The following is a 16,666-nucleotide window of genomic DNA, read 5'->3' as shown; positions in this document are numbered from 1 at the left end:
AGGTAGAAGCCGAGTCGGCCCGTGTCCGGGGGCCTTGTCGTTCACCGGCGGCAGGTCGGACACCCATGTCGTTCGGTGTCAAGCGGCATGGGGGTGGGCGTGGTGTGACCAGGCGGTCGCTTCGTCGTAGCGGGTGCGGGTCTTGAGGCATCCGTGGAGGTTGCCGACCTGGCGGAGGGCGGGGTTGTAGCCGGTCTCGCGGGCGCGCTGCTTGTCGTAGTAGTGGCGGGCGCCGGGTGAGGCCTTCACGGCGGAGAACGCCTGGCGTTGCAGGGCGTCAGCAAGCCGGTTGTTGCGGACGTAGCGGGCCTGGACGATGTGGCTCTTGCCGGAGACCCAGGTGATGGGGCCGGTGCCGACGTAGTCCTTGCGAGCCTTCGCGCAGGCGTAGCGGGTGGGGTCGTCTCCGACCCGGCAGCTCCCACGAGGGCTACGCGGCGTACGACACAAGGCCCCTTATGAAGGGCACCGTGACCCGTCGAGCAGCACGATACCGACCACGGAAGTGAACCAGGGACTGCGCAGCGGGCTGCGCCAGAAACCGGGCGAGGTGGGGAGCCGATGGTCGCGCAAGTCCCGATGCCGTAGGGCGGTACGGGTCGAGGGCGGGGCCCGCAACTCATGACGAAATGCTGACGTCCAGGCTCACCGGAGCCTCATCCGGCATTCCCCGGCCTAGCGTGCCGGTGTGAACCGCGATCTTCTGCGTGACCTGTCCGCGGCCCTGGCCGCAGCGCTGCTCGTCACAACGGCGGCTGTGATCGGCACTGCCATGGAACACCGTTACGGAAACCTTCATGTCAGCTGGCCGCCGCTGTACGGTCATTGGGAGCCGCATGTCGGCCCCGGCACCCCCGCCGCGATCGTGGTGGCCGTCGTGGTCGTCGCGTACGGGCCGCTCCTCGCCGCCCGGCTGCCCTGGCGCGCGCTGCTGTGCGCTGCCTGGGGCACCGCCATGGCGTGGACGTTCTCGCTCGCCCTGGTCGACGGGTGGCAGCGCGGAATCGCCCGTCGGCTCACGACCAAGTACGAGTACCTCCAGGTCATCGACCCCGTCAACCGCTTCCACGACATCCCCGCCGCCCTGCGGGACTTCACTCACCACATCCTGATCCACTCACCCGACGCCTGGCCCGCGCATGTCGCCGGACATCCCCCCGCGGCGACCCTCACCTTCGTCCTCCTCGATCGGATCGGGCTGGGCGGCGGGGCATGGGCGGGCGTCTGGTGCATCACCGTCGGGGCGACAGCGGTGGTGGCGGTCCTCGTCACCGTACGAGTGCTGTCCGGGGAGGCGCTCGCCCGCCGTGCCGCGCCCTTCCTGGTCCTGGCACCGGCGGCCGTGTGGATGGGCACCTCTGCGGACGGATATTTCGCGGCGGTCGCCGCCTGGGCGATCGCGTTCCTCGCCCTGGCGGCCACGGGACACCGGCCCCGGTCGACAGGTCTCGCCTCCGGGCTCCTCTTCGGCCTCACCATGTATCTCTCGTACGGGCTGACACTGTTCGCGGTGATCGCCGGTGGCGTCCTGCTGCTCGGCTCCCGACGGCTCCGCCCCCTCCCCTACGTCCTCGCCGGATTCGTCGTCGCCCCGGTCGTGTTCACGTTCGCGGGCTTCAACTGGTGGGAGGCGTATCACCTGCTGGTCACCCGCTACTACCAAGGGGCCGGTGGTATCCGGCCGTACGGTTACTGGGTGTGGGCGAACCTCGCGTGCACGGCGCTCGTCGTGGGTCCGGCGACGGTGGCCGGGCTGCGACGAGCCGGTTCGGCTCCCATCCGCCAGGGTGTTCGCACGTGGCTGCGCCGCTCCGACGCCGAACCCCGCCTCGCCCTGCTCGCCCTCGCCGCCCTGCTCGCGCTCCTCGCCGCCGACCTCTCCGGCATGAGCAAAGCGGAAACCGAGCGCATCTGGCTGCCGTTCGCGATGTGGCTGATCCCGGCATGCGCGTTCCTGAGCAGACGCCGCGCCTGGCTCACCGCACAGGCTGCCCTCGCCCTGCTCCTCAACCACCTGCTGCTGACGGGATGGTGACCATGGCCACCCGGCTCAGGCCTCCGCTGAGAGTGGTCGCCGGTCACCGCTTCACCGGACGGACCTTCCCGGCCCTGACGGCCACCCCCTACCCGCGCATGGTGCGGCTCTGGTACGACACCGGGTGCAACGTCTTCCAGAGGGGCGAAATCGGCGTGGTCACCCGAGCCGGAACTGCACGGATGACCGCACCAGAACCCATGGGATCAGGGTGCTGTGGCTCCGACAAGTGAATCGGCGTAACACGCCACCCATTGAGGGGACGTGCCCTTCCCGCGCCCGCGACGGCAGCGGTCGCCACCGCCCGAATGCCTGCCATCGCGGGGGTGCGCACACCTCCACCACCCCGCCGTCGCGGCGACCCACGCATCGCCCGTCTGCAAGCGGCAGTCTGGGTGATCATGAAGCCCCGGGAGTCGGCTTGTTGGTCAGCGTTCGGGACGTCGCCGTCCCGCCGCTCGTGCTGACCGCAGTCAGCCGGCCTCACCGGTCGTCGTGGACGAGAGAGCCCCAAGAAGCGAGCGAATCGGCTGGCGCGTCGCCCTGCACGATGACGGAGTGATCGGCCAAGGCAACGGTCACCGTCGTTCCACCCGCCGTGGTCGCGAGGAATCCGGCGCCTATGACATGCAGAGGGCTCCTTGTCTTCGCCATGTTGTTGGTGAGCTGCTTGGGCCTGCTCATATCCGGCTCCTCGCGGGTCTGCGACCATCACCACTGCGGATCGGTGGCGAGGGGACCAGGGTCGCTGGTGGAGCGTGGCGGAGGCAGCTGGTCGGCCGTCGCGTCAGCGTCTGGTAAGAATTCGGCCCCACGCGGGTTCCTCTTGTCGTCGGTGGTGACGTGCGCGCGGAGGCGGGGAGGGGTGATGGCCACGTCGGCGCCTTCTGAGCTCAGGCGCCGTCGAGGGACACGGCAACGCCGTACGACGGGAGCGTTGGTCACAAAAATGTCCCTACAGATTCAAGAGGTGCGGTACCAGGTTCTTAGGAACGCGGACGTCGAGGCGGCGCTGCCGCACGGCAACGAGGGTCATGCCGACCGAATGCGACAGTCAGCGGCCGCGCTGGGCGAGCCAGGCCACGAACTCGTGTGTTCCGCCGCCGGAATCACAGCGGATCAGCGTCTGCTGTCCTCGCCGGCAGGTCTTGGGCATCCGGGCCGGCGCGAGTTGAGCGTTGGTGATGTGGTCGGTGGCGGTGTTGGAGCCGCGTTGCCCAGCCGCAGCAGGCCCGCGACCGGCTCCCCGCTGCCGTCGGATCCGTGATCGACGAACCCCGGCAGCGGGTGGTGGCCGAACGTCTTGTTCCAGGTTGCCGCCGCATCTTCCTTGTCCGAGTGCGCGATCACCAGGATGCCGTCCAGATCCACGGTCACCTGATCACCCGCATCCGGCGCTGCCTGGCCAGTTTCCAGACGTGCTCGCGCACTTCGGCCCGTGCGGCGCGGATCGCGGTCAGAGCGCGCTTGCCGTTCGCGGCGAGCGTGTCGATCAGGCGGGAAACGGTCGGGTCGCAGGCCACCGGCCAGAACACGGCCGGCTGGGCCCGCAGCCAGCCCACATCGGCCAGGCAGTCACCGCCCAGGCGACCGAAAGCGCCACATTCAGCAGGATCTTGCCCGGATCGTGCACCGCCCACGGCTTGCACCAGGGCGCCCATGCCGTTGATGTCGCCGCGTCCAGACCGGTCCTGCGGACCGTCTTGACCAGCAGCACGGCCCCTGCCTGGGAGAGCGCCGGTCAGCCACCGCCCTCGACGCGGACATGCGGGTACGACGCGCAACGCTTCTTCACCCGAGGAGTGCCGCTTTCCTGACGCGAGCAGGACCCTATACAAGTCCCACCGTTCCAGGTCAGGGGCACTCCTCGCCAATTTGATCAAGCCTCGGACAGGCCACCTCAGGAATGCGCGAGGTTAACCCTTGCCCGCGCTGACCGGGAGGTGGACGTTGCCGTGCTCGCTGCAGGTGGGAGGGTGCCCGGCGTAGCGTCCTGCCCAGTTGGAGGGAACGCGGAACGCGTGCCGGGTCGATGCCGCTGAGCCGTCAGGCGGGTCAGTGCACTTCGACGTGCTGGTGGATGTCACCGACGGAGAAACCGAACAGGCTGCTGCAGGTGAGGAGGCAGAGCCCGTTCGCGGGTGGCGTAGGGGGTACGGGCAGTGCCGAGACTTCGACGGTGGTCTCGCCGTTCGAAGCGTCGCAGGTGCCGTTGCCGTTGTAGGCGGCCGTGATCTTGTGAGAGCCGGCGGTCGCGAAGGAGGTCGAAAGCACCGCTTGTCCGTTCGCGCCGACAGTCCTCGAGTCGATGATGTTCCCCCCGTCCCAGAACGTCACGCCCAGGTCATTTCCGCTGGGATCCACGTCGCAGGTCACGGTCGCGGTCAGCGTCACGGGTGCCCCGACGTACGCTGCCGAGGGTGATGCCGTGACCGTCGTGGTCGAGGTCGCGGCCGCCGCCGGTGAGGCAAGGCCCACTACCGCGGCCAGCGCCACGATGGTGCCCGGCTTCCACGTTCTTCGGAATTGCGAGCGCTTCACAGTTTCAACTCCTTGATCGGTCAGGACGGAGGTCCGTCATGACTGGCCTGGGAGCGTCACGCTACGCCGCAGATACGCGCATTCCGGGGAGGCTTAGGCCCAGTCAACCCACTTGGGCCACGCATTTCGGCAAGAAAAGCGGCGGAGGACCGCCCGGGGAAAAGCGGTCCCACCAGAGCCGCTAAATCACGGGAGCGCCGACACGCGTGTAAACGAGGGAGTTGCTGGTGCCGCCGATCGTGGTCACGTTGACAGAAATCGGGCCGGGCGCCCCCGCCGGGACGAGCGCGGTGACCGTGGTGTCGGACAGCACGGTGAATACCGCGGGTGTGGCACCGAAGTGGACGGCGGTCGTGGTGGTCAGGCCGTTGCCGGTGAGAGTGATGGAGGCGCCGGCGCCGGTGGGCCCCTGGGCGGGGACGAGGGAGCTGAGGACCGGTGCGGTCACGTAGGTGTAGATGACGGAGTTGCTGACGCCGCCCGGACCGGTGACGGTCACGGCGACGGAACCTGTTCCCGCTGGGGCGACCGCGGTGATCTGGGTGGGGGAATCGACGGTGTAGCTGGTGGCGGCGGCGTTGCCGAAGGTGACCGCCGTGGCCCCGCTCAGGTCCGCCCCCGTGAGGATGACGGTGGTACCGCCCGAGGACGGCCCCTGGCCGGGCGACACGGCGGTGACGGTGGGCGCGTTGAGGTAGAAGAAGTAGACGGGGCCGCTCGTACCGCCGGGCGTGGTGACGGTGATGGGTGCGGCGCCTGTTCCCGCTGGGGCGACCGCGGTGATCTGGGTGGCGGAGTTGACGGTGTAGCCGGTGGCGGCGGCGTTGCCGAAGGTGACCGCCGTGGCCCCGCTCAGGTTGGCGCCGGTGAGGATGACGGTGGTGCCCCCCGAGGACGGCCCCTGGCCGGGCGACACGGCGGTCAGGGAGGGTTGTGCCGCGTAGGTGTAGGCGACCGAGTTGCTGGTTCCGCCGGGGTTCTTGACGGTCACGGCGACGGTGCCGGTTCCGGACGGCGCCACGGCGGTGATCTTCGTCGAGGAGTCGACCGTGTAGCTGACGGCCGCTTTGGTGCCGAACATGACGCCCGTGGCTCCGGTGAAGCCGCTGCCGTTCAGGACGACGTTGTTGTTGCCTGCCGCAGGGCCCGTACTGGGTACGACCGAGGTGAGAACGGGAACGGCGGCGATGACGGCGGTGGGCCGGACTGCTCCCGCCGTGGGGGCGCTGTCTTTCACGATGTCTCCGTAGAGGGTCGGGCGGGCCCGAGGGCCGGTGAGCGAGCTGATCGGGGTGTCCTCGCCGCTGCCTGCCGACCGCGGGCGAAGGGCCCCCGGCCCGGGGGGGTTTCCGGGCCGGGGGCTGGAGACGGACGGGCCCTGGGGGGTCACCACGTCCGCTCCGGACGGGCCGGCTCCTGAGGGAGCCGGCTGCTGAGAGGTGATCAGATGCCGGGTCCGGCGACGTAGGTGAACGCGGCCGCGAGAGTCGCGCTGCCTGCGTCGTTGGTCAGGGCAACGTCGACGGTGCCGGTCCCGGGCGGCGTGGCGGCCGACACCGAGGTGTCGGAGAGCACGGTGAACGGTGCCGGGACGCCGTCGAAGGTGACCTGGTTGGTGGTGGTGAAGCCGGTACCGGTCAGGGTCACCAGAGTGCCGCCGGACTCCGACCCCCCTGTCGGAGAGATCGTGGTCAGCACCGGGGCGGCGACGTAGGTGTACGAGAGCCCGTTGTTGGTGCCGCCGGCCGTGGTGACGGTGACACCGACCGAGCCCGCCGTGCCGGCCGGTGCCACGACCGTGAGCTGGCTGTCGGACACCACCGTCGGCACCGCGGTGTTGGCGCCGAAGGCGACGCTGGTGGCACTGGAGAATCCGGTGCCGTTGATGGTGATGGTCTCGCCGCCCGCGGTCGACCCGGTGGCCGGGCTGAGGGACTGCTTGAACGGCGCCCCGACGTAGTAGAACGGGATCGGGTTGCTCGTCCCTCCCGAGGTGGTCAGGGTGACGCCGACCGCTCCGGTGCCGGAGGGGGAGACCGCGGTGACCTGGGTGGGCGAGACATTGGTGACGGAGGTGGCGAGCCGCGTGCCGAAACGCACGGCGGTGGTGCCGGTGAGGTTGGTGCCGGTGATGGTGACGAGCGTGCCACCGCCGCTGGATCCTTGGTTCGGGCTGATAGGCATGAGAGTTCCTCCTCGCTCGGAATGCGGTACATTGCCGAGCAGTGATGGGGCGTTCGGTCCGCGTACGTCCCGGATGAGGGCGAGCCTGCTCTCGTGTCCACTGGCCAAGTGGCATCTCGACGGCCTTGCGCCAATGCCCGGTCGACGGTCTGCAGCCGTCGGCGCTGTGCGCAGGGCCTGTCGGGAATCACAGCCCGTCAGGCGTCAACTGCCGCCTGATCAGGGGCTCACCCGTGTCTGTTTGCGAACTCGAATACCGCTGATACGGACACGAGAATCAACCCAGCAGAGTGACAGGCCGACAAGGCTTTCGTCGCAGAATCAGCCGTTCAGGTGAGCGCCACGGCGTGAAAATGGGGCACATCAGCGGCGTATTGACGAAGGTATGCTCATACGCCAAGTCGTTGCAACATCCGAGATTGTTGCGGTGGCGTAGCCGCGGGCCCGGGGAGCGTCGCGCTCTGAGGCGGAAGCAGTCGCCGCGAGGCATGCAGTGTCGGCTGGATACGCACCTGCGAACACGTACCTCTTTCGGGTGACATATGCCCCCTACCCTTGCCTCGTCCCTTGAGCCAGTGGGCTACTCCGAAGAGGAGAACCACTGCGGTCATCGGTGCACGAACCAGCCGACGACGCAGCCCGCCGATCGGCCGACGGACTCAGGGAGCGCCCATGGCGGTCTTACGGATCAGGGATCCATTGGTGGGGCGACGCGGTGACGCTCACCGGCGGCCATTTCACCGGCACCAAAGGCGTGCTCTACGGCATCCGCCGGGCTGCGTGTTCACCGTGACCAGCTGCGCCCTCACCCTGCGGCCCGATGAGAAGGACGCCGCGCGCTCGACCGGCAGATCCGTCAGGAGACGTCGATGCCCGCCGATGCGTTGCGGATCGGACGCTGGGGACTGAGCGCATGCGGACGCATCATGCCCTGGTCCACGGCCTGTTGGATGAGGGCATGGGCCTGCGCGCCATCGCCCGGCATCTGGGTTGGGGCCGCCGCACCTTCCAGCGGTTCGCCCGCGCGGCCCGCTGGCAGGACGCCGTCACCGGCTGCCGCTCCCGATCCGGCCGCCTCGACGTCCACTGCCCCTACCTGCAACGACGTATCGACGAGATCGGGGGCGCCATCCCCATCAAGGAACTGCGTGAGGAACTCGCCGCCCAGGGTCGGCCGGTGCCCTACGGCAGCCTCCGCGACTGGGCACGCAGCCGTCTGCAGTGGCCCCACGACCCTGCCCCGCCTCCGGCGTCGCCGACCTTCCGGCAGGTCACCGGCTGGTCCGCGGCTTCGGCGACATGCTCACCCAGCAGAACGGCGTCCTGCTGCCCGCCTGGATCGAGGACGCCGCCGAGGCGAACCTGCCCGGCCTGACCGGCTTCGCCCACGGCCTCACCAGCGACCTCAACGCCGTCAAGGCAGCTATACGGATGGGCCGGATTCGAACTACTCAGCAAGGTCAACCTGCTTCAGTGACCGCCGGTGACGACTCCCGGCGATCACCGCCAGTGCCCCCTGACGAGGTCTTTTCAGGCTGTGGCCACGGCTCGATGCGGGTGCCTGAACGGTGTCTGCGGCAGCTGCGAGACGTGCCGTTGAACGGGCACGTGGAATGGAGCAGGGTTGCCATCGCCTCCAACGAAAAGCTTTTGCGCATGCCATCGTCCGGATGATGGGGTGGCACGGTGACCGACGTACGCTGCCGGCCTGGCCTCGGGCTGGGTGAAGCGGCGCGAGCGCCACACCACCGAAGCCGTGGTCATCGGGGTGACCAGAACGACGCCTACGGCGCAGGCCCTCGTGTTGGGCCGGCTTCCGCGCCCTGTTCGCCGTCAAGACGGTCGGCGAGCTGCCCCCCTTCAGCTCGCCCGCCTGACCAGCGTCTCCCAGGCCAGCGTTTCGACGGTGCTCAATACCCTGGAGCGCAAGGGGCTCGTCCGGCGCAGCAGGTCGGACAAGGACGGCCGGTCCGTCACCATCGAGCTCACCGACTACGGACACGAGGTGGTGGGTGAACTCTTCGCCCGTAACAACGCCCGCGAAGCGGAATGGGCCCGAGCGCTGACCGCCCGCGAACGCGGCACCCTGATCCGGCTTCTGCGGAAGATCCGCCGGCACGAGGTCAGTACGGTCACGGACGGCACCAGACTGGTGAACGGTGACACCGGCACGCCGTGAGCCTCCCCATCGGCGCGGTCGAGCCGCCCGAGGCTGTTCGGCCCGCCGCGAGTCCGAAGGCCGTGCACTGCTGAACGGCGTTCCAGGCAGTAGCGCCAGACTCGTTGGCCTCACCGTGGGGCCGGCCGCAAGGAAAGGTCTCCACGGTTGAGGGGATCGGCACGCACGAGTGACGACGGGCCCGATCCGCGTCCGGATCGGGCCCCTCGTGCTTCACGCCGCCGTGCGGACTACGGCAGGGTCCACTTCTGGCTGCTGCTGCCGTCGCAGGTCCACAGGACCATCTTGGTGCCGTTGGCGGTGGCCCCGCCGGAGGCGGCCAGGCAGAGGCCGGCGTTCACGTTGGTGATGGTGCCGTCCGCGTTGACGTTCCACTGCTGGTTGGTGCCGCCGGTGCAGTCCCAGATGATGACCCGGGTGCCGTTGGTGGTGCCGCGGTTGTAGGCGTCCAGGCACTTGTTGCCGTAGACCACGAACTGCTTGCGGGACGTGACGTTGATCCACGCCTGGTTCTCACCGCCGTTGCAGTCCCACAGCTGGGCGTCGGTGTTGTTGGTGATGGTGTTGTTGTTGATGTCGAGGCAGCGGTTGGACTGCGCTCCGACCACCTGGTTGCCGTTCATGCCGGGCAGCGGGCGGACCTCGATGGCGTCGAAGTCAGGTGTCCAGGCGGTGGAGTTGGAGAACGTCAGCGTGTTCGACGAGCCCTTGGCCAGGGAAACCTCGATCGAGACGGTGCCGGGCGTGGTCCACGAGCCGGTGGGCGGGAAGGACACCGTGGTGGGCTGCTGTCCGTTGACCTGGAGACGGGCCGTACGGGCCGCGCTGCTGCCGTTGGTGTAGGCGATGTCCACGACCTTGGTGCCCGTGGCGCCGGCCACGACGTTGTTGAAGCGGAGGGTGTTGGCGGCGCCGTTGCCGACCCCGCCGACCTTGGTGGCGCCGGAGCAGCCCGCGCAGGTGGCGTTGGCCGCGGAGCCGGTCTTGGTGTTGGCGGTGGCCTCGGCCTCGTACGTCGAGCTCGCCGCCTCGGTGCCGCCGGTGACCGTGAGCAGCACCGTGTCCTTGGCGGGCACGGAGACGGTGTAGCTGCCGGTGAAGCTGCCCACGTTGGAGCGCGTCCAGAGGTTGCGGACCGTGGCCGAGGCGTCGGTCAGGCCCAGGTCGGACCAGCGCACGGTCATGTTCGCGGCGGAGGAGTTCCGGTTGAGCAGGAGGACGGCCCGCTTGCCGCTGCCGGACAGGACCTTGCTGTAGACCTGCAGTCCGGTGGTGTCCTCGGCGACCTTGACGCCCTGGAGGCCGCGCGGGTCCTGGTCGACGGCGACGACCTCGGGGTTGGTGAGGATGTCGCGGGTCTCGGTGGTCATCGTGGCCAGGTTGTTGCCGGCGAGGAGCGGGGCGCCGGAGATGGCCCACAGGTTCATGTGGCTGCGGTTCTGGGCGGCGGTGAATCCGCTCATGCCGACCATCAGCATGTCCGGGTCGTTGTAGTAGCCGGTGTGCTGTCCCGACGGGTGCACATTGCGGTCGAAGTTGGTGAGCAGGTTGGTCCACGACGGGGTGTTGCCGTAGATGATGATGTCGTCGTTGGTGCGCCACAGGGAGGCCATGCCGGCGCCCCAGTTCCACGGGTTCTGCCTGCCCCAGTTGCAGACGGACAGGATCAGGGGCCGGCCCGTGGTGGCGGACGCCTTGGCGACCGAGTCGCTGATGGTCTGGAAGGTGGTCTTCGCGTCGAGGCCCTCCTTGTCGCCGCCGCACCAGTCGACCTTGACGTAGTCGAAGCCCCACTTCGAGAACTGGAGCATGTCCTGGTCGTAGTGGCCCTCGCTGCCGGTGCCGGCCGCGGCCGGGCGGCCGGTCGGGAAGTAGTAGCCGCAGCCGTCCTTGCCCGCGTCGGTGTAGATGCCCGCCTTGAGGCCCTTGCTGTGGATGTAGTCGGCGATCGCGCTCATGCCGCCGGGCCACTCGGTCTCGTCGACGGTGATGTTGCCGGCGCTGTCGCGGGTGCCCTGCCACCAGCCCTCGTCGATGTTGACGTACTGGTAGCCGGCCGCCGGCAGGCCGCCCGCGACGAACGCGTCGGTCTGCGCCTTGATCACACTGGCGTCGATCTTCGCGGCGAAGCTGTTCCAGGAGGCCCAGCCCATCGGCGCGGGAGGTACCGCGATCTGGTTGGACGTCACCGCGACCGGCTGCGCCCGGTCGAGTTCGGTGGCCTGCTGGTGCTGGAGGCCGATCAGGGCACCGGCAGCCGTCGCGAGCACGGCGGTGCGGATGAGGGCTGTTCTGCACACCTGTCTTGCGCGGTGGGCGAACTGCTTGATGGGCATGGGGATTCCTTCCGGGGGGACCACCGAACACACAAAAGAGCGGTCGGCGGGAGCGGGTTTCCTGCTGGTCCGGGCCCCCTTCGCCCCGGCCTGCACGCCGGCCGGGGCGAAGGGGGATCGTCGACCGGCGCACGATGAGTGCGAGGCGAGAGCGGACGGTGGCCCGGAGGCCGAGGACTTACGAGTGACCAGCGAGGGGAGCGCGGGGGCGGGACCGGCTGACGGAGCCACGGCCGCGGCCATGGTCGCCCGGGCCGCGAGGATTCTTCAGAGGCGCCCCGACGCGGTCTTGAGGCCCCTTCGCTCGGGGCCCGGCCTGCGGTTCACCAGGAAAGTGGCGGTCCGGCCCCCGGGATCACCGGGACGGCCCGCCGGCGCTCTTACGACGGGAATTGCCAACCGCCGGTCCCGAAGCGGGGATGGTCGCGCTGTCCGACGCGTGACCACGGGCGGGGACGGGTGCGGGCACGGCAGTTCCCTTCGGAACACGACATTGTTCGATATCGCGAATCCCGTTCGCGAAGTCGATCAGAAGGTAGGGGCAGGGGCGGAGGGCGTCAACGGACCGGGCATGTTTAATATCAAACAACTTCCCACATGGTGAGGCGGTGTGCGCACCTCGCTGGCGGGATGCCGGCCCGGCACCGTCCCCGCCGGAGGGCGGGGGCCGGGTGAGAGTCGGCGGTAGTGGCGCCGGCATCCCTGTGGCGCGGTCAGCTCGTCACATTGAAGGTGGCATCGCTGCGTCCCGTCGTGGTGGTGATCGGGTCGAGCTTCAGGTAGTAGGCGTAGTGGCGGATGTACCGGTCGGGGTGGTTGTACGACTGGAACGACGACCAGGACGAGTCGGCGAGCCCGGCGACCTGGCGGAAGCTGGCGTCCTCGGCGAACTGGGCGGTGCCGTCGTTGTAGACCAGCTGGAAGTCGTAGTTGGAGTGCCGCAGGAAGTACCCGGGGAAGTTCACCGACTCGAAGGAGACGGTGCCGTCGCCCGCCAGGCCGGTTCTCAGCCGGAACCGGGCGTCGTCGGCGGGGCTGACGTTCGGATCGATGCGCACGTCGAAGTTGGTGTGCCGCACGTACCGGTCCTGGTAGTTGTACGACTGGAGCCGGTTGATCGCGGTGTTGGGCCAGCGTGCGAGGACACGGCTCTCCTCGGCGGCCGTCAGGTTCAGGATCCAGCCGTGCCGCTTCTTCGTGCCGCCCATGTTGTAGCTGCTCGACGCCTGCTTCTGGTAGGCGGCCGGGTTGGACGGGTCGGTCGTGAGGACCGGCATGTAGCCGCCACTCGAGGCGTACTGGTCGAGGTAAAGGGCCCACTGGTTGCTGTTGTTGAACTTCATCCACATCGGGCCCTCGACCTGCGAGCCGGTCAGGCCGATGCCGGAGAGGTCACCGAGCCTGGTCCACGTCCCGAGGATCGAGTTGCTGCCTTCGAGCGTGATCTGCCCGTCGCCGGAGGCCCGCACGTAGCGGTAGTTCCCCACACCGGAGGGCACCTCGATGATCTGGGTGTCGATGATGCCCTGGTCGCCGGGGCGGTCGATGTACAGCTGAGGGGTGGTGATGGTGCGGAAGTCGCTGGTGCGGGCGTAGTAGATGCGGTGCTTCAGCACGCCGTCGAGCGTCGCGTTCGTCGCCCAGTACAGGACGTAGTCGTTGGTCTCCGGGTCCCAGATGGCCTCTGGCGCCCACGCGTTGCGCCCGTCGGGGATCGCGCCGGCGACGTTCAGCAGCCACGGCTTCGACCAGGTGACCAGGTCGCTGGACTCCCACACCACGAGGTTGCGGCTGCCGTTGTTCTGGGCGGTGTCCCAGTTCTGACCGCAGCTGATGCACAGGTCGGTCGCGATGATCCAGTATTTGTCGCCGGCCGGCGAGCGGACGAACGCGGGGTCGCGCACCCCCTTCGTGCCGACCGTGGAACGCAGCACCATGCCGCCGCCGTTGAGGTCGTTCCAGTGCAGGCCGTCCGTGCTGTGCGAGAGGTACATCTGCTGGTTGGTCGACCCCTCCCCGGTGAAGTGCACCATCAGGTAGCCCGGGTCGGCGGCGGCGGCACGATCGGGGGTGGTCAGGGTCTGGGATGTGAAGAGCAGGCAGGCGGCGACCAATATCGCCGCCAGCCGGGCGAGAAACGCGGGCACGACAACTCCTGTCTTTCTGCACATGTCATGACTGGATGAAAGCGGGGTCGAGGTGAAGCTGTGGCCCTGTGCCGACGGCACAGACCGGCTGCCGCGCGATGCGGAGCGTCGCGTCCTGTCGGGCAACGGTCAAGGATCGGACTTCCTTCGGGCGTGACAGTGGCCAGAGGCGGGCTGTTGTGAGGAGGGCTCCCTTTCGCAGCGGGAATGGCGAACGGCACACCATGAAGCGGGGATGGTCGCACTGTGCGGCGCGTGACCAGGGGGCGGGGGCGGGGGCAGGGCGCGGCGGGTCCCTTCGGAACCGAGTTCGTTCGATATCACGAACGTCGTTCGTGAAGTCGATCAGAAGGTAGGGGTGTGGACGGAGGGCGTCAACGGGCCAGGCAAGTTAAATATCGAACAACTTCCTACGTCGGCATGTGGGGTGGTGTGCGTGTTCTCGCTGTCGCCATGGCCGTAGGGTGATGACGCCGGTCGTGAGGGCTGTGGCCGTGAAGTGGATGTGACGTGCAGAGCCCGCACGTACGTACGGCCCAACGGCAGTTGACGCGAGGGCTGCGCCATGAACGGTGCCGACCCGTGCGCCCTGCCGGCCGATACCGAGGACACGTCTTGGTTTCAAAGATGTTGCGCGACCCATTGACGCGCCACCTCGGGGTCAATAGATATGTCTGCGCTGTCATGACTGCGCAGACATGCTGGACTCACTCACGCCAGGACCACCCACGTCAATCCGTATCGCCTGTTCACGTCCGCCCCCGAGCACACGAGCCTCCTTCACTCAGCGAACGGGACGTACTCGGCCCGTCGCCGCAGCGGTAACTCGCTCTCGATCCCCGTCCGCACCGCGCCCGGCAGCCCCACCTGCCCGCTGGCTCGACGGCCACGCACTGGGCCGACGGCCTGACCGTCCACGACGCCGAGGTGCTCGCCACGAACGACCATCCGCACTTCGGCCGCCGGCCCGCGATCACCACCCGCCACCCCGGCGAAGGCCGCATCACGTACGTCGGCACGTCCCGGGCCGCAGCTTTGCGCGAGCGCTGGCCGAGTGGCTGACACCAGCCGCGCGCAGCGGGTGGCGCGACCTCCCCGCGTCCGTCACCGCCACCACCGGCACCTCTCCCGACGGGCGCCGCGTCCACATCGTCCACAACTGGAGGTGGGAACCGGCGAGCGTCCCCGCCCCGGTGGACTTCTCCGACGCCCTCACGGGCGCCGCCGTCCCAGCGGGCTCAACGCTGCAGCTCGGCCCCTGGGACGTACGTGTCGTCGTCTCCGCCGACGCCTGAGGGACACCTGCAGCCGAAGCGGCGACCAACCCTGATTCATCCACGAAGGAGTGACCATGCAGAGAAGAAGACTGGCCAAGGTGTTTGGCGCCTTTGCCGCGGCATCCGCGGTGCTGGCGATCCCCATGAGCAGCGCCCAGGCGTACGACCCGACGGGCGGGACCCTGTACCCGGAAGTGAGCCGTGTCTGAAGGGGCGGGGCAACTGTGCGATCTACCCGAAGTCGGCGCAGCTGCCGAGCGGGCGTCTGGTCGCGGCGTTCGAGAAGTCGACGGTCGTGACGGCGTCGGGCAGTGCGGACGGACAGACCCTCCCGGTCTACAAGAGCGACGACGACGGAACGACCTGGCAGTCGCTGTCGGAGGTCAAGGCACCCGCGTACCTCTCCAGCGACCCCCAGTACGCGAAGTACACGAGCAACTGGACCAACCCCTACCTCTACGTGCTTCCGCAGGACGTCGGCAACCTCAAGCAGGGCACCCTGCTCCTCACCAGTGTCGTGTCCGGCGACGACTACTACTACAAGGAGCACAAGGCGGCCGACCCCAACTGGACGCCGTCCAGCGACGGAGACCGCAAGGACCTGGCGATCGCCCTTTTCTCCAGCACCGACGACGGTGCGACATGGAAGGTCGTCAACGTCGGCGCGACCGGCGGCTGGCAGGGCGGCAGCGCGGGCGCCATCGGGAAGAACATCGCCGCCGCGAACACGAACAAGCAGGTGGATCCCCTGTGGGAGCCGTACGTGATGGTCTACAAGGGCCGGCTCGTCTGCTACTACTCGGACGAGAACGACTACACCGGCTACAACGCGACCACCGGGGTCCCCACCCTGGACCCCGCCAACGACACGGCCACGGATTCGATGGGGCAGGTCCTGGTCCACAAGACCTGGGACGGCCGCAGCACCGCGTGGAGCGACCCCGTCGTCGAGGTCGCGGGCCCGACCCAGGACATGGGAGGCGGCAAGACGGAGATCGGCAAGGGCCGCCCCGGCATGACTAACGTCGTCCGCACGACGGACGGCAAGTGGATGGCCACCTACGAGTACTACGGCGGCGGAGCCGACCTCAGGTACAAGCTCGCCGACAACCCCTTGAAGTTCTACCTCGACACCACCCCGGGCACGGACATCACCAGCCTGCCACTCGACACCGGCTCCCGCCCGTTCCCGACGGGCGGCAACCCGGTCCTCATCAGGCTTCCCGGCGGGCGCCTGGTCTACAACGCCTCCGGCAGTGGCAGCGTCTGGGACAACGACAGCGGACGCAGCGACGGCACCTGGAAGGAGTACCAGACGACGTCGCCCAGCGCCTACAGCCGCAACCTCCAGTACGTCGCGGGCACCGGCCGCATCGTGATCCTCAACAACCAGGGAACCTCTACGCTCAAGTTCGCCGAGGTCGACCTCGGCCACTCCGACGGCGCCTACTACCAGCTCGTGAACCGCAAGACCGACCAGGTGATCGGCACCGGGAACCACACCAACGACGCCAACATCGGCAACGGAGACGTCCCCGACGTCCGCCTGGAGGACCCCGGCTCGGCGGCGAACCCGGACACCCAGTTCTGGCACGTGGTGACCGAGCCCAACGGCGGAAAGACCCTGCTGAACAAGTCGGGTGGACGCGCGGCGGCCATCTGGACCGGGAACGCGACGGCCGGCCAGAAGATCGGCCAGTGGGTCGACAACAGCAAGACGGGCAGCTGGAACCTCGTCAAGACGAGCGACGGTCTCTACAAGTTGCAGTCGGTCAAGAACACGAGCCTGCACCTGACCGGGTCGACCGCCGGAGGACAACTCACCTTGCAGAACGCGGTCGACGACGGTTCACAGGACTGGGAACTCGTCCAGTAGGCAGACCACCGCGACGTCGGGGGCCTGGGAAAGGCCCAGGCCCCCGCTTCCCCTCATCAGATCGAACACCTCGATCTGTCGCAGCGACTCA

Annotated in this window: 11 protein-coding genes and 4 pseudogenes; 5 read left to right on the top strand and 10 right to left on the bottom strand. The window is 68.5% G+C overall.

Features of this window, described 5'->3' with window-relative positions; genetic code table 11:
• Window positions 1-78 precede the first annotated feature (78 nt).
• Window positions 79-450: a hypothetical protein gene (locus OG289_RS00515; RefSeq protein WP_327312007.1), complete on the bottom strand. Its 372-nt coding sequence runs from the start codon at window positions 448-450 to the stop codon at window positions 79-81.
• A pseudogene (locus OG289_RS49485) lies at window positions 434-573 on the bottom strand (molybdopterin-dependent oxidoreductase); the annotation flags it as partial. The gene OG289_RS00515 and the pseudogene OG289_RS49485, both read right to left, overlap by 17 nt.
• A 115-nt stretch (window positions 574-688) precedes the next feature.
• On the opposite strand from OG289_RS49485, the gene OG289_RS00510 reads away from it, so the two are divergent.
• Complete coding sequence (locus tag OG289_RS00510; protein ID WP_327312006.1) at window positions 689-2,035, top strand: hypothetical protein; 1,347 nt, start codon at window positions 689-691, stop codon at window positions 2,033-2,035.
• Between the two features lie 483 nt (window positions 2,036-2,518).
• On the opposite strand, the gene OG289_RS00505 is transcribed toward OG289_RS00510, so the two are convergent.
• The 6 genes and pseudogenes from OG289_RS00505 to OG289_RS00480 all read right to left on the bottom strand — a co-directional run bounded on the left by OG289_RS00505 (window position 2,519) and on the right by OG289_RS00480 (window position 7,847).
• Window positions 2,519-2,719: a hypothetical protein gene (locus tag OG289_RS00505; RefSeq protein WP_327312005.1), complete on the bottom strand. Its 201-nt coding sequence runs from the start codon at window positions 2,717-2,719 to the stop codon at window positions 2,519-2,521.
• Window positions 2,720-3,092: 373 nt separating this feature from the next.
• Window positions 3,093-3,830, bottom strand: a pseudogene (locus tag OG289_RS00500) (transposase); the annotation flags it as partial.
• A gap of 260 nt (window positions 3,831-4,090) precedes the next feature.
• Window positions 4,091-4,531 (bottom strand): Ig-like domain-containing protein, encoded by a 441-nt coding sequence (locus tag OG289_RS00495; protein ID WP_327312004.1) that lies wholly within the window; start codon window positions 4,529-4,531, stop codon window positions 4,091-4,093.
• Between the two features lie 226 nt (window positions 4,532-4,757).
• Window positions 4,758-5,813, bottom strand: a complete 1,056-nt coding sequence (locus OG289_RS00490; RefSeq protein WP_327312003.1) for an IPT/TIG domain-containing protein — start codon at window positions 5,811-5,813, stop codon at window positions 4,758-4,760.
• A 206-nt stretch (window positions 5,814-6,019) separates the two neighbouring features.
• Window positions 6,020-6,760 carry an IPT/TIG domain-containing protein gene (locus OG289_RS00485; RefSeq protein WP_327312002.1) on the bottom strand — a complete coding sequence of 247 codons (741 nt, stop codon included), beginning with the start codon at window positions 6,758-6,760 and terminating at the stop codon, window positions 6,020-6,022.
• Between the two features lie 856 nt (window positions 6,761-7,616).
• Entirely contained in the window at window positions 7,617-7,847 is a 231-nt protein-coding gene (locus tag OG289_RS00480) for a hypothetical protein (RefSeq protein WP_327312001.1), read from the bottom strand.
• Window positions 7,848-8,059: 212 nt separating this feature from the next.
• Here OG289_RS00480 and OG289_RS00475 point away from each other — a divergent pair, with 212 nt between their 5' ends.
• Complete coding sequence (locus tag OG289_RS00475; protein ID WP_327312000.1) at window positions 8,060-8,434, top strand: hypothetical protein; 375 nt, start codon at window positions 8,060-8,062, stop codon at window positions 8,432-8,434.
• 49 nt (window positions 8,435-8,483) lie between these two features.
• Complete coding sequence (locus tag OG289_RS00470) at window positions 8,484-8,939, top strand: MarR family winged helix-turn-helix transcriptional regulator (protein ID WP_327311999.1); 456 nt, start codon at window positions 8,484-8,486, stop codon at window positions 8,937-8,939.
• Between the two features lie 230 nt (window positions 8,940-9,169).
• Here the strand turns inward: OG289_RS00470 and OG289_RS00465 are convergent, their stop codons facing one another.
• The gene (locus OG289_RS00465) at window positions 9,170-11,275 is read right to left on the bottom strand and encodes an RICIN domain-containing protein (protein ID WP_327311998.1); all 2,106 of its coding nucleotides are present in this window, start codon (window positions 11,273-11,275) and stop codon (window positions 9,170-9,172) included.
• A gap of 713 nt (window positions 11,276-11,988) precedes the next feature.
• On the bottom strand, window positions 11,989-13,422 hold the full coding sequence (locus OG289_RS00460) for a glycoside hydrolase family 43 protein (RefSeq protein WP_327311997.1): 1,434 nt from the start codon (window positions 13,420-13,422) through the stop codon (window positions 11,989-11,991).
• Between the two features lie 835 nt (window positions 13,423-14,257).
• Between OG289_RS00460 and OG289_RS00455 the strand changes: the two are divergent.
• Window positions 14,258-14,717: pseudogene (locus OG289_RS00455) on the top strand (beta-galactosidase trimerization domain-containing protein); the annotation flags it as partial.
• Between the two features lie 56 nt (window positions 14,718-14,773).
• Window positions 14,774-16,575 (top strand): annotated as a pseudogene (locus tag OG289_RS00450) (RICIN domain-containing protein).
• Window positions 16,576-16,666 lie beyond the last annotated feature (91 nt).

It is taken from the genome of Streptomyces sp. NBC_01235, assembly GCF_035989285.1.
GTDB lineage: Bacteria > Actinomycetota > Actinomycetes > Streptomycetales > Streptomycetaceae > Streptomyces.
This window is presented reverse-complemented; position numbering and strand designations above follow the sequence as displayed.

Bases quoted from the DNA above. Each gene is read 5' to 3' on its own strand.
- OG289_RS00505 (WP_327312005.1), bottom strand. From the start codon at position 2,719: ATGAGCAGGCCCAAGCAGCTCACCAACAACATGGCGAAGACAAGGAGC.
- OG289_RS00485 (WP_327312002.1), bottom strand. From the start codon at position 6,760: ATGCCTATCAGCCCGAACCAAGGATCCAGCGGCGGTGGCACGCTCGTC.
- OG289_RS00475 (WP_327312000.1), top strand. From the start codon at position 8,060: ATGCTCACCCAGCAGAACGGCGTCCTGCTGCCCGCCTGGATCGAGGAC.
- OG289_RS00465 (WP_327311998.1), bottom strand. From the start codon at position 11,275: ATGCCCATCAAGCAGTTCGCCCACCGCGCAAGACAGGTGTGCAGAACA.